Genomic DNA, 12,556 nt, shown 5'->3' on the forward strand with positions numbered 1-12,556 from the left:
CCCATAGGTCTCACCATGCTGCGCTGACCACATATAGTATGAATAGTCCATCTAAGACACAGACATAACCATAATGTCTGACGGTCAACGAACAAAATAGGATGACGCCAATTGACAGAATGATACTGAGTCCAAATGAATCCACCGTGTCGACGCTATCCCCGTGTCCCGCTAGCGGTGTCTTTTTCGCATGCTTCGAGCGGATGAAATAGATGCCTAACGTCAACAAGAATATCCCGACACCAAGTCCAAGAAACGGTACCACCATCGACGTCTCCTCCGACATATGTATTCTTTGAATATATTTGTTTCATGAAGTTATTATACAACTATTAATTACGATATTTTCCTTTATTAAGTTTCATTGGAATTTTTCTATGTCTGGTCTACATTTATGATGTTTGGCGTATGATTTTTTCTTTTATATCTCGATTTTTCACAAAAGGAGTGCAAAACTATTTACGCTTCCATCGCACCAGCCTGCACTCCTATTTCGCATGAGGTATCTACTTTTCTTATTTAAGATTCTTGTCCGAAAAAATCAGGTCATGGACCTGTACCACAAGAGACCGCGTACTTTTCTTCACTCACCTTCTTCGAATAACAGACAAAAGGAGTTCCGCCTGTTTCACTTTTCCAATGGTACCAAAACATATGGTAGCGCTCCGCTTGTGGATCTTGTTCCGTAATGATTGCAAAGTAACTTTGATAGAAATAGCCTTCTTTATAAAGTTCGTGTCTTAGAGCACCTCTCGGCGAAGCATCCGTAAACAGAACCGGTGATAGGATTGGCATGAGTAGTACGATGATGGCTAGCGTTCCGAAACAGATCAGGACTATTTTCTTTCTGTTCTTTTTCTTAGAATTCGATTTACCCATCTTTTTCAACCTTTCCTTTTTTGGTTTTTTTGTTATATAGTAACATTATCTATACAACAGAAAGAGGTTTTGATATTGAAGAAAACTATTTTATTATCACTCTCTTTAGGTGTACTTCTATCTTCTGGTTTTTTGATAAGTAACGCAATAGCGACTTCTAATATTTCACAGGAAAAATTTGAAAGCGCGATTTCAAAGGAGCAAGCCTTCTACTTTTTTCACGAAAGTCCTGGAACAACAAAAAGCGGATTTTTTAAACAATACGCCGTTGGCACACACCAATCAATCGAGATTATCTTCACGCGACGAGGCTGTATTAATTTTTCTATCTAGTACAAAAGTGGATAAACAACAGCTACATTCATTTAGTTATAAACTTTCTAACGTAAAAGTGTACTCCGAAAATCAACGAAATTATGCTGAAGCTTATGTAACACGAACTTTTAACTTCGGAAGTGGGCTTGAAACGGGTTTAGGTGATACATTAGTGCTCGAAATCCAATCAAGTCCAGATGATTTGAAAGGATCATCTCACACCATTTCCTCGAGTAAATCAACGAGTGAAGTAAATGAGAAGTTCTCTATTGATGAATTTTTAGAAAAGTATGAAGCAGAGGCAACAAAATAAAATAACGTACAGCTACGTCTAAGAAAAACTACATCGGATATTTTGCTAACGTCCTGCTTTACAACACGAGTAATGCTCAGTACTAGTTGATATAGTCATACGAGTTCACTTCTTTTGAATAAAGTACAACTTATGCTATATTTCGTTTTGGTAATTCTTTTAACGAAGGAATCAGTCATTGTATTTTAATTTTATGGATGAAGGAGTTATCGTGTTGAGTAAATTTAGTATTCCTGTCGAAGCTGCTTTAAAAGTAATCGGCGGGAAATGGAAAGTCGTCATCTTGTGCCACTTGTTTAAAGATAAGTACCGGACGAGTGAGTTGAAACGCCTCATGCCGAATGTCTCTCAAAAAATGCTGGTCCAGCAATTAAGAGAATTAGAACAGGACGGTGTCATTCGACGTGTCATCTATCACCAAGCTCCACCTAAGGTCGAATATGAGTTAACGGATTATGGACGATCATTAAAATCGACCATGGATGTCTTATGTGACTGGGGAGAGCAACATCTCCAAAATGAACACTTGAAAAATAGCTGTTAATTTTTCTGTACTTCCCTAAACAGCCCTGCATTTTCGAATGCAGGGCTGTTTGGTGTTTGATTTTTTTTACTTCCCTCGCCCCTGTGATTTAGGAAAAGTCACTTTTTGGTGACTATGGAACTTTAAAGTGCCGTCTTCTTATTTCTGATTGCTCCCGATATGATGATGTCACACATACAGCATGATTTTTTTGCTGTAATTTTGATAAAGGAGCTAGATGAATATGAAAATCTCTACAGTACGGTTAAACAATGGCGTGGACATGCCACAAGTCGGATATGGCGTATTTCGTGTCGAGGACGGTGCGGATCTCGAGCAAGCGGTCGTGACTGCGATTCGTGAAGGCTATCGCAGCATCGATACTGCAGCCATCTATGGTAACGAACAAAGTGTCGGCAGAGGCATTGCGAAAGCTATCGAAGAAGGACTCGTAACACGCGAAGAACTATTCGTGACATCAAAAGTCTGGAATGCACATGGTTCATACGAAGAAACACTTTCTGACTACAAGGAATCCTTAGAAAAAATGCAGTTGGAGTACCTCGATCTCTACTTGATCCATTGGCCAGGGAAAGCCAAGTATCAAGCTCCTTGGAAAGCACTTGAAGAATTGTATCAAACGGACAAGGTCCGCGCGATTGGTGTGAGTAATTTTCAAATCCACCATCTCGAAGACTTACTGCAACATGAATCCATCATACCTGTCGTCAATCAAATCGAACTCCATCCGAAACTAACTCAGTCAGAGTTGCGTCAATTCTGCAGTGAACATGGGATTCAAATTGAAGCCTGGTCACCGCTTATGAATGCGGAACTTCTAGAAAATGAGGTCATTCAGGAGCTCGCTACACAATACAAGAAATCAGCCGCTCAAATCATTCTACGATGGGATATTCAGCAGGATATCATTACGATTCCTAAGTCCATGACGCCTTCACGGATGCAAGAAAATCTGCGCATCACTGATTTCGAAATCCTTCCAGAAGATATGGAACGATTAAACCAATTGAATGAAAATCTTCGGAGTGGACCGGATCCAGATACGTTTGACTTTTAATCAACATGGACACTTTATCCGATCTGAAAAGGAGCTTACCGATGTCGATCGAAGACTTGATACAACAAACACAACAGGAAGAACATACTTTACGTTTTAAGCGATTCACACTCGATGATATCTTTCCTTTAGGATTGACCTTGATTCAAGAAGCACAGAAAAACAACGTATCCATCGCCATTGATATTACAGTCAATGGTACGTCGATGTTCCATTATAAGATGCCAGGTACGACCCGTATCAACGGGGAATGGATTGAACGAAAAAAACGAGTCGTCGACTACCATCTTCACAGTTCTTACTTCATGCAATTACAAGCTGCACGTAGTGAGATGACGTATAACGAGGAACATCGACTAGACTCAAGCTTTGCTGCTTTCGGCGGTTCTTTCCCGATCATACTGGATGGTGGACTAATTGTTGGAATGATCACAGTTTCAGGATTAACTCCTGAAGAAGATCATACGATCGTAGTAAATGCATTGCGTACTTATCTAAACGAACGGGAGGTGCTCTGATGCCATTACTTTCTCTAAATACTTGGCCAGCGATGTCACGTGATACGAAACGACAACTCATCCATCAACTGACGAATACAACGGTCGAGACATTGAACATGATTCCTGACAAGATTCAAGTCTTGATTCACGAACAAGAACCAGAAAACTTTGGAAAAGCGGGTGCCATGGCATCCGATCCGACCTTTTCTTCCGATAGCCGCATAACGAATTGGCAGACACTAGCGTCTTATGCAACAGACACCACTCCTGTCGCAGGAATGGCTATCTTGACAATCGATGTGTGGGATACGTTTGATCAAGAAACAAAAGATGCATGGGTGAATAAGTTAACTGAAGTTCTCTCGCTTTTCACCCATGCACCTGGAGATAAGATATTGATTCTTATTCGAGAAATGCCCCCAGGAAATTGGGCGCAAAACGGTGTCACAGGTATCCATGAAGATTTTTTAACGAAGAGTAGAAGATTGAGATAATTTATCTTCGTTACATTATTGATTTAAGATTCAACCTAGCGTTCTTTACTACCATAATTTTTTGTTTCATGGCCATGCTGTTTATCCTTTCACTTCTATCGAGACGGTTTTATCTTTTCCGCTAATGCTATAAAAATTTGTATTATGATTTTAGCTTAGTAAGAAATCGATTTTCAGTCATAAAAAATGAACGAGTATAATAAAATGGGTAAAGAAAAAAATCTTCTATCAATTTTATTATCGAAATTTACTGGAGCAGTGACGAGGTACTCGTCACTGCCTTTTTTCGTCCCCAGAAACGGAGGGATTGATGAGACATCGAAAAAAACGGATTGAAAACGAAACAGACGAGGGAACAAGAAGTGGATCCCGTTTTTGATGCCCGAGCATAAAGGATTGCTGAAACGCTATTACCAGGAGGTGCATCATCTCAAGTTCGAGGATACGGAGGGACCGATTGATGGGACGATCGAGAACGCGTTGAACGACGCGATTTTTAGTGGAGACATCGTCACGGTAACGGCAATAAACGGTCCGTTGACGCATCGTTTCGATGTCTTCGTCGAAAAACACATCTGAAATTGAATTTTTATACAGTAAAGCGGCGAGATTGTTGATCTCAAACTCTGAACACACTATATTCATCCTGATTTCATCCGAAATCGTTCTATGTATTTTGAGTCAGTTGTAATTTTAGAAGCTTTAAAGCAAAGTATTTAAATTTAATAAGATAATAAATAAAATTAAATGTAAAAATTAAATATAAATGTAATAAATGTAAAGAAATAAAAATAACAAAATTGACTAAAAAAGCAAAAAAAAATTTTAGTATGTTATCATAAGTGTAAAATATTTCAATAAAATCAGAGTGGAGATGATATGAAATGTCAAATGAAACAATTTTTCTTGTGATTGCAATCCTTATAGGTTTATATTTTGGAGTTTTCGCAAAACCTTCAAAAAAAAATAAAAAATAATGTATTTTGAAATTAAAAAAATTGAGGTGAGTAAACCTGTTTAGTAAAAACTATTTAATAATGCAATTTGATAAAAGTGATTGCGCAGCTGCTTGTCTTGCAACTGTTTGTAAATTTTATAGGAAAGAAATAACCATTAATGTTTTAAGAGATATTCTTGGAACGGATATGAAAGGAACAAACTTGACGGGACTAGAGAATGGAGCAAAACAACTTGGATTTGAAGCAAAAACGATTCGAGTAAATAAAGACGAATTTGTGACGCCATTCACAGTTCCGGCTATAGCTCATGTTGTTACAAAAGAAGGAATCAGTCATTTTGTAGTAATACATAAGATAAGTAACAGTACCGTTACTTATTTAGATCCTGCTAAAGGAAAAGTTAAAGAGTCAGTTGAAGAATTTTGGGAATGTTTTACGGGGGTTCTTCTTTTGTTGATTCCTGGATATGAATTTTCAAATCAATCATATTCAGATGAAAAATCTCTTTTATTACAGTTCATTAAATTGTTAAAACCTCAGAAAAAATTATTTATCTATAGTATACTAGCCTCGATTTTTTTAACGATTTTCGGTATAGCCTCATCACTATTCTCAAAAATTTTAATTGATGATTTAATTCCAGGACAATCTAGTAGTCAATTACAAATTTTTGTTTTGTTTTTCCTTTGTATCGGATTATCTCAAACAATATTGTCTTTTGTTCGTCAGCATATGCTTCTTTACTTATCACAAAAAATCGAAATGCCGTTATTGCTGAATTATTTTAAACATGTCTTTAAGCTACCTATGAAGTTCTTTATGAATAGATCTGTAGGAGATATTTTAACTCGATTTAACGACGCATTTGTCATTAAAGATATTTTTACGAGTTTAGTTCTAACATTACTATTAGACATTGTTTTAACTATCGCTTCAGGAACAGTTTTATATTTTATAAATGATTCGCTCTTTTTTGTAGTTTTATTATTAGTTTTTGTTAACGCATTGCTTGTCTATTTGTTCAAATCGCCATATAAACGAATTAATATTAAACAGGTCGAATCAAGTGCTCGATTGAATGGTCATATAATTGAATCTCTCAAAGGGATTGAGACATTAAAAATGTTGTCTGCTGAAAAAAAAGGATATCAAAATATAGAAAGAGAGTACATTAGAACATTAAAGATATCTTTCAAAGAAGGACTGCTTTCAAACACACAGGAGCTCCTTTCAACCTCTTCTTTCGTCATCGGAAACATGGGGATTATGTATATTGGCGCTGTTAGTGTTATGAAAGGTGACATTACTCTTGGAACATTATTAGCTTTTTTAACACTTTCTCAATATTTTATGGATCCTATTGGAAGGCTTATTGAATTACAACTTAGTATTCAAGAAGCGAATATTTCATTAAAACGACTTTCTGAAATCTATAGTGTTAAGCAAGAGAAAGATGATGCAAAAAATCCTCGGGAATTACTGAAAGGAAGTATAAAATTCCGAAATATTCAGTTTAGTTATGGGGGAAGAAGTCCGGTTCTAAAAGGAATTGATTTAAATATTCAATCTGGAAATAAAATTGCAATTGTAGGACCTTCAGGAAGTGGGAAATCAACGATTGCTAAATTATTGATTAAGTATATGGAAGCAAACAAGGGTGAAATTACAATTGCCGGAGAAAATATAAACGATATTGATGTTGCTCGATTAAGGCAATCTATAGCATATGTACCACAAAAAATAGAGTTATTTTCCGATACTATTAGAAATAATTTATTACTAGGGGTAGATGCTGTTTCTCAAGCTGAAATAGAAGAAGCATGTCAAGTTGCATGTTGTAATGAATTTATTCAGCGTATGCCAAATAAATATGATACATATTTAATGGAATCAGGAGAAGGTATATCAGGAGGAGAAAAGCAAAAAATCGGATTAGCACGAACTTTATTAAAAAAATCGGACATATTAGTACTAGATGAAGCGACGAGTAATATCGATGTAATTGATGAATCCAAAATATATCAAAATATTTTTAAGGTTTATCAAAAACAAACAATGATAATGATTGCGCATCGTCTATCAACGATTCGTGATTGCGATAATATTTATGTTGTAGATCAAGGTAAAGTTGTAGAGTGTGGTACACATGTAGAGCTTATAAAAGAAAAAGGCTTATACTTCCGAATGTTTTCTGAACAGTCAGAGATTCAGGAAACAGATTTACAATCAGTTGAAGATAATGAATCAGTCTCGACTACTTATGAAAAAAATATAGAGGTGACAGAATTTGAATACAGATAAAACTATTCTTTTAAAAAATAATAAAACTTTAAAACTTACAAATGTAGTTGCTATTGAATCGACTGAATATCAGGATGATGAAAATATGTTAGTTCAGTTTGTGAATCATAACTCCTTAAAAATGGTAGGACCATTAGTTTATTACAGCTCGGCTTTTTTAGACTCTGACGGTGAGGTGTCGATTGTTAGAAGAACCATGACTCAAGTTGGAACATTACCAACGATAAATTCTTCTCACATTACAACTTACTCGAATATAAAAGTAGAAAATTGTTTGTTTGCTAGATTTAGAGGGCGTGAAGAAGATTTAAAGTATGCTTTTTCAAAAATCGAACTACATGCTTATGAGAACAATATACAACTTAAAGGAGATAGTTATACTATTCTTTTAGAAGGCGAGGAACAAGGTGATATTATAGCTGATGTTTTTATGGAAACACTAAGTAGAGGGCTGAATAAATGAAAGTTTACAAGTTAGAAGACTTAAAGGAAAGTCGCTTGTTTTACGATAAAAAACCACCTTCTTTTCTTTTTATATTTTGCATATTAATTCTAACTTTAACTATTGCATTTATAGCTTGGAGTATTTTTGCTACTAAAGAAGAAAAATATAATTTTGTAGGTGAGGTCGTTGCTATTCAGAAAGATTACTTTTCTGTAGGTTCTCCTCGTGCGATTTATGCGATTCATGTTAAAGAAGGGCAATTCGTATCCAAGGGACAACCAATTATGAGCTTTAATTTTGAAGAAGTAGATACTGAAATAAAGGCGATAAAAGAACAGAAGAAAATACTAAAATCAAAATCCCAGCTGTTTTTGAGGGCAAAAAAAGATCTCCAAAACAACAATAATACGTTTAATTCGAAAGACTCAAGCGAAGCAGTATTTTATTCTGAAATCCAGAGTTTAAATGCAAAGATAGAAGAGTATAAGGTAGATGAAGTGATGTTGAAGAAAGAAAAAGTTCCTAAATCTGATATAAAAAAGTACTATAAGCTTTATGAAATGAAGAAAAATCAATTGATACAAGATCTTTATGTACAATGGGGAGAAAAACAATTACAACTTGAGGATGAAATGAAAAAATTATCCATCCAAGAACATTTGCTTTCTGATAGAAAAAAGGAATTTTCAATAAAAGCAAAATTTGATGGTGTTATTCATTTTACAGCAGATCTTCATGAAGGATTACTTGTTCAACCTGGTCAAGCAATAGGAACTTTAGTTTCGAGAAAAGAAGGAAATCGAATTGAAACTCAAATCCCTGTACAAGATATTGGATATTTCAAAAAAAAAATATCGGTCAAAAGTACTATTATAGACTCTAGCGAAGTGAAAGAATATTCCAATATACAAGGTCGGGTTACTCAGATTGCTTCAGATACTGATATTAACTCTAAAGGTGAATCATTCTTAAGGGTATGGATTGACATTGAAAATACAAAGAATATGACTATTCGTAATGGAATGAGCCTGACGAATGAAATCATTATTTCAAAGAAAAGTTATTTTGATTTTTTTAAAGAAAAATTAGGAATATGAATTTTAGTAGTAAATAAATACTATTTTTTATTTTTTTATGGTAATAAATACTTTTAATTGGTAAAATAAAATTGTACAAAAAAAAATTTTTTTTTGATACAAAATTTCAGGAGGTATTTATTATGAATGCGTTAGCAATTGAAACAAAGAATGTATTGAAGTTTCCTAGTTCTTTTACAGAAGTAACAAATGATGAGATGGAATATTTAGAAGGTGGAGGTTGGGTCGGATTTAAAATTAAATTAACAAAAAGTACACGAAGTAAAGGTTCGATTGTTGGTGCAGCTTTCGTTGCTGGAGTTGTTGGTGGATATTCTAAGAATCTAATTGCCTTAGGACCATGGGGTGCAGGAGCAGCGGCAGCAATAACAGCAGCGGCTGGAGGAACTGCTGGTTGGGCAATCAAAAACCATCTGAAAACAGTTAACATTGGAACAAATGTTAAAGGGATCTCTTGGTCAAAAACACTTACAATATGATGAGTAGCTCAATTCAACATTATAAAGTACCTTTTCTATTATTCTTGATTGCTTTCAATGCTTTTATTTTCATTCTCAATATTGAATCTATAATTCCTTTTGTAATAGTTGCCAGCCTCATTGGTTACTATAAAGGGCGATGTAATGAGAATGACTTCAAATCAATCTTTAATTTAAAGCAAGAGAAGATCGACTTAAAAAACAAAAACACTGCTTTGGAATTAATGGGAGCGATCTTGTTCTCGTTAAGTACAGATATTTCGTACTTATTAGGTTTTGTAGAAACAAGTACAGTCACTGAAAATATACTATTTATAGTCATTACGTTGGTAATTAGTGTAGCTTTCGGATTACTCATTTTCCGATTTTTATTTTTAAATTTGTTTAAAGAATCAAAATGATAAGAATCACTACCTGTGAATTGTATGAAAATCTTAGTAAATGGTCGTTAATCCTATTGCACCAAGGATTAACGACCATTTTTATTATTCGATAGGTTAGACATATATTAGTAATTTGCGATTGACTAAAAATTTAGTTACAAAATAGATCATATATATTTCGACGTAGGAATGTATATAGTCTATTTTCTGCGAGTACATATTCATCGAGGTCTCTTGCTAGAATCCATACTCTGATGCTTAATCCATATATTTTTTCAAGACGATGGCGGCATTATGACCACCGAATCCAAAAGAATTGGATAGTCCATACTCTAATTCCACCGAACGTGCCCCTTCTTTTACATAGTCGAGATCACACGTCGGATCATCGATTTCAAGATTAATCGTCGGTGGAATGATTCCTTCTTGTAAACATTTCGCAAGCGCGATTGCTTCCGCTCCACCGGCAGCACCAAGCATGTGACCCAACATTGATTTGTTCGCCGTCACAGGGAGTGTGTTCGCCTGTTCCTCAAACAATTTTTTAATCGCACGTGTCTCGGACTGATCGCCGACGATCGTACTTGTCGCATGGGCACTGATCACATCGATATTCTTCGTCTCAATCCCTGCCTGTTGGACTGCACGCTTCATGGCGAGGTAGGCTCCATGACCTTCTGGATGGGTCGCCACTATATGATAAGCATCTGAACTTGCTCCGTATCCGACGACTTCCGCATAGATGGACGCACCTCGTTGCTTCGCATGTGTTAACGATTCTAGAATCAAGATGCCCGCTCCTTCCGACATCACGAAACCATCGCGTGTCCCGTCAAAAGGGCGACTCGCTTTAGCAGGTGATTCGTTTCTTGTAGACAATGCCGTCGCATTACCGAAGCTTGCTATGGACAATTCCGTGATGCCCGCTTCCGTTCCACCAGCGAATGCAGCATCAGCCTCTCCCATTCGAATAAGTCGATATGCTTCACCAATAGCCGTGTTTCCGATCGCACACGCGGATACAGGTGACATGGAAGGTCCCATCGTTTGCCACTTGATGCTAATCTGCGCGGCTGCCGCGTTAGACATCATGGAAGGTACGAGACTCGGGCTGACCCTTCTCGGACCTTTTTGGTGTAAAGCATGAACACCGTCAATCAACGTTTCAATGCCCCCTACACCTGACCCCACATATACAGCAAGTCTTTCCCGATCCAGATCAGATTCTCCTAATTTAGAATCGTTCCAGGCTTGATCAGCAGCCGCTAATGCGAACTGGACGAAGCGGTCCAGGTTACGAGCGACTTTTTTACCAATCGCCTTTTCCGCATCAAAATTTTTTACACTCCCTGCAATCTTTACTTTGAAATCAGTCGTATCAAACGTATTGATTTCCGTGATGCCTGAATTTCCAGCAATCATATTGTTCCAAAAGGACTCCACGTCGTTTCCAATTGGTGAGACGACACCCATTCCTGTAATCACTACGCGCTCCATGTTTTTTCACCCCTCGTAATAGTATGAGATAATCATACGTGTCATACATCCTATTACAAGTGTTCATTTATCCTATTATCATTGATAATTGAATAGAGAGAAGTCAGGAGGAGAACATATGGATGACTTGAATCGATTAGAAGCCCTATCCTATTTTTTGAAGACGAAAAGAGCACAGCTCAAACCGGAATCAGTGGGGCTGCCGTCTGGATCAAGAAGAAGAACGCCTGGCTTGAGAAGAGAGGAAGTCGCTCAATTAGCAGGCGTCAGCACAACATGGTACACCTGGCTAGAACAAGGACGGGATATTAAGGTATCTAGAAGCGTCTTGGACTGTATCGCCGAGGCGTTATGTCTGAAAAGGGATGAACACGAATATTTATACGATTTAGCATTAGGAACGCAGATCGTCAGTACGAAAAGTCAAGCTTCACCTACGACTATCAGTCCGTCACTTGAAAAAATTCTGTCTGCCTTGACGACGTGTCCGACGATTATCACGGATCGTTACTGCCATATTGTCGGCTGGAATCCGGCAGCGGCTCATGTGTTCGTAGATTTTGCGACCATTCCAGAATCACGACGTAACCTCATTCGCCTCTTGTTCTCACAGAAAGAATTCAAAGTACTTGCCGGGAACTGGGAACATTTCGCCAAAGGGTTCTTGTCTATTTTCCGTGCATACTACGGTCAATACTCTGGTGATGAATGGTATACGTCCTTCATCCAGGAGATGAGTAATACGTATCCCGAATTCAAGTCGCTATGGATGGAGAGTCAGGTCAGTAAGGCTCCGGAAATTCTGATTGAATTCCGTCATGGAAAAGTCGGTAAGATGCTATTCGACTTGACCTCCCTCCAAGTACAGGGAGAAGACGACTTGCGATGTAGCATCTATACACCTGTCGAGGAATCCGGTACAGAAGAAAAACTGAAACGACTGATTTCAGCTCAGTGAATTCGAAGATCACGTCGGATTTATAACGACGGGTAGTCAGGACAAGAATAATTGGATTCGTCGTTTCGTCGAAGGGCGAATCACAACGTTCACGAAGGCAGACGAAAGGATGCTTCCACTGACATCAGTGAGGCGACCATCAATCGCGTGTTGCGGGACTTACGTGACAAAGGGATTCTGGACTTAGAGGAATAGAGAGTAAACATGGATGAACTGAACTAATTTGAACTGCATTTAATAAAATTCCTACCTCATAAAGTTACATGCTTCGTATACGGTTATTGCAAAATAATTATGAGGTGATTGAATCGGTAAAAAACGCATTTTGTGAACTA

14 protein-coding genes are annotated in these 12,556 nt (G+C 37.1%); 11 read left to right on the plus strand and 3 right to left on the minus strand.

Annotated elements, in window-relative coordinates; all coding sequences use genetic code 11:
* Nucleotides 1-10: 10 nt before the first annotated feature.
* Both EXG77_RS09210 and EXG77_RS09215 read right to left on the minus strand, forming a co-directional pair.
* Nucleotides 11-268, minus strand: coding sequence for a hypothetical protein (locus EXG77_RS09210; RefSeq protein WP_035397751.1), 258 nt, complete (start codon nt 266-268; stop codon nt 11-13).
* 278 nt (nt 269-546) lie between these two features.
* Nucleotides 547-879, minus strand: coding sequence for a hypothetical protein (locus EXG77_RS09215; RefSeq protein ID WP_023468073.1), 333 nt, complete (start codon nt 877-879; stop codon nt 547-549).
* A gap of 178 nt (nt 880-1,057) precedes the next feature.
* Here EXG77_RS09215 and EXG77_RS09220 point away from each other — a divergent pair, with 178 nt between their 5' ends.
* From EXG77_RS09220 to EXG77_RS09265, 10 genes are all read left to right on the plus strand, one after another.
* Complete coding sequence (locus tag EXG77_RS09220) at nt 1,058-1,507, plus strand: hypothetical protein (RefSeq protein ID WP_035397754.1); 450 nt, start codon at nt 1,058-1,060, stop codon at nt 1,505-1,507.
* A gap of 214 nt (nt 1,508-1,721) precedes the next feature.
* Nucleotides 1,722-2,051, plus strand: a complete 330-nt coding sequence (locus EXG77_RS09225; RefSeq protein WP_035397757.1) for a helix-turn-helix domain-containing protein — start codon at nt 1,722-1,724, stop codon at nt 2,049-2,051.
* Nucleotides 2,052-2,268: 217 nt separating this feature from the next.
* Nucleotides 2,269-3,108: an aldo/keto reductase gene (locus EXG77_RS09230; RefSeq protein ID WP_035397759.1), complete on the plus strand. Its 840-nt coding sequence runs from the start codon at nt 2,269-2,271 to the stop codon at nt 3,106-3,108.
* Between the two features lie 41 nt (nt 3,109-3,149).
* Entirely contained in the window at nt 3,150-3,626 is a 477-nt protein-coding gene (locus EXG77_RS09235) for a heme-degrading domain-containing protein (RefSeq protein WP_035397761.1), read from the plus strand.
* Nucleotides 3,626-4,102, plus strand: coding sequence for a tautomerase family protein (locus EXG77_RS09240; RefSeq protein ID WP_035397763.1), 477 nt, complete (start codon nt 3,626-3,628; stop codon nt 4,100-4,102). Before EXG77_RS09235 ends, EXG77_RS09240 begins: the two co-directional genes overlap by 1 nt.
* Nucleotides 4,103-4,480: 378 nt before the next feature.
* Entirely contained in the window at nt 4,481-4,681 is a 201-nt protein-coding gene (locus EXG77_RS09245) for a hypothetical protein (protein WP_035397766.1), read from the plus strand.
* Between the two features lie 458 nt (nt 4,682-5,139).
* Nucleotides 5,140-7,362: a peptidase domain-containing ABC transporter gene (locus tag EXG77_RS09250; protein WP_035397768.1), complete on the plus strand. Its 2,223-nt coding sequence runs from the start codon at nt 5,140-5,142 to the stop codon at nt 7,360-7,362.
* Nucleotides 7,349-7,825 (plus strand): hypothetical protein, encoded by a 477-nt coding sequence (locus tag EXG77_RS09255; RefSeq protein ID WP_035397770.1) that lies wholly within the window; start codon nt 7,349-7,351, stop codon nt 7,823-7,825. Before EXG77_RS09250 ends, EXG77_RS09255 begins: the two co-directional genes overlap by 14 nt.
* Complete coding sequence (locus EXG77_RS09260) at nt 7,822-8,904, plus strand: HlyD family secretion protein (protein ID WP_035397771.1); 1,083 nt, start codon at nt 7,822-7,824, stop codon at nt 8,902-8,904. Before EXG77_RS09255 ends, EXG77_RS09260 begins: the two co-directional genes overlap by 4 nt.
* Nucleotides 8,905-9,026: 122 nt before the next feature.
* A complete protein-coding gene (locus EXG77_RS09265; RefSeq protein ID WP_052017147.1) occupies nt 9,027-9,383 on the plus strand; it encodes a hypothetical protein in 357 nt (118 codons plus the stop codon).
* 641 nt (nt 9,384-10,024) lie between these two features.
* Here the strand turns inward: EXG77_RS09265 and fabF are convergent.
* Entirely contained in the window at nt 10,025-11,263 is a 1,239-nt protein-coding gene (gene fabF / locus EXG77_RS09275; RefSeq protein ID WP_035397775.1) for a beta-ketoacyl-ACP synthase II, read from the minus strand.
* 118 nt (nt 11,264-11,381) lie between these two features.
* Here fabF and EXG77_RS09280 point away from each other — a divergent pair, with 118 nt between their 5' ends.
* Nucleotides 11,382-12,221: a helix-turn-helix transcriptional regulator gene (locus EXG77_RS09280; RefSeq protein WP_035397776.1), complete on the plus strand. Its 840-nt coding sequence runs from the start codon at nt 11,382-11,384 to the stop codon at nt 12,219-12,221.
* The last annotated feature ends 335 nt before the right edge of the window (nt 12,222-12,556 follow it).

It is taken from the genome of Exiguobacterium sp. OS-77 (genome assembly GCF_000414195.2).
Lineage (GTDB): Bacteria > Bacillota > Bacilli > Exiguobacteriales > Exiguobacteriaceae > Exiguobacterium_A > Exiguobacterium_A indicum.

Coding starts and splice junctions, on each gene's coding strand:
- EXG77_RS09210 (WP_035397751.1), bottom strand. CDS start 268: ATGGTGGTACCGTTTCTTGGACTTGGTGTCGGGATATTCTTGTTGACG.
- EXG77_RS09265 (WP_052017147.1), top strand. CDS start 9,027: ATGAATGCGTTAGCAATTGAAACAAAGAATGTATTGAAGTTTCCTAGT.
- EXG77_RS09235 (WP_035397761.1), top strand. CDS start 3,150: ATGTCGATCGAAGACTTGATACAACAAACACAACAGGAAGAACATACT.
- EXG77_RS09260 (WP_035397771.1), top strand. CDS start 7,822: ATGAAAGTTTACAAGTTAGAAGACTTAAAGGAAAGTCGCTTGTTTTAC.
- EXG77_RS09250 (WP_035397768.1), top strand. CDS start 5,140: ATGCAATTTGATAAAAGTGATTGCGCAGCTGCTTGTCTTGCAACTGTT.
- EXG77_RS09245 (WP_035397766.1), top strand. CDS start 4,481: ATGCCCGAGCATAAAGGATTGCTGAAACGCTATTACCAGGAGGTGCAT.
- EXG77_RS09230 (WP_035397759.1), top strand. CDS start 2,269: ATGAATATGAAAATCTCTACAGTACGGTTAAACAATGGCGTGGACATG.
- fabF (WP_035397775.1), bottom strand. CDS start 11,263: ATGGAGCGCGTAGTGATTACAGGAATGGGTGTCGTCTCACCAATTGGA.
- EXG77_RS09280 (WP_035397776.1), top strand. CDS start 11,382: ATGGATGACTTGAATCGATTAGAAGCCCTATCCTATTTTTTGAAGACG.
- EXG77_RS09215 (WP_023468073.1), bottom strand. CDS start 879: ATGGGTAAATCGAATTCTAAGAAAAAGAACAGAAAGAAAATAGTCCTG.
- EXG77_RS09240 (WP_035397763.1), top strand. CDS start 3,626: ATGCCATTACTTTCTCTAAATACTTGGCCAGCGATGTCACGTGATACG.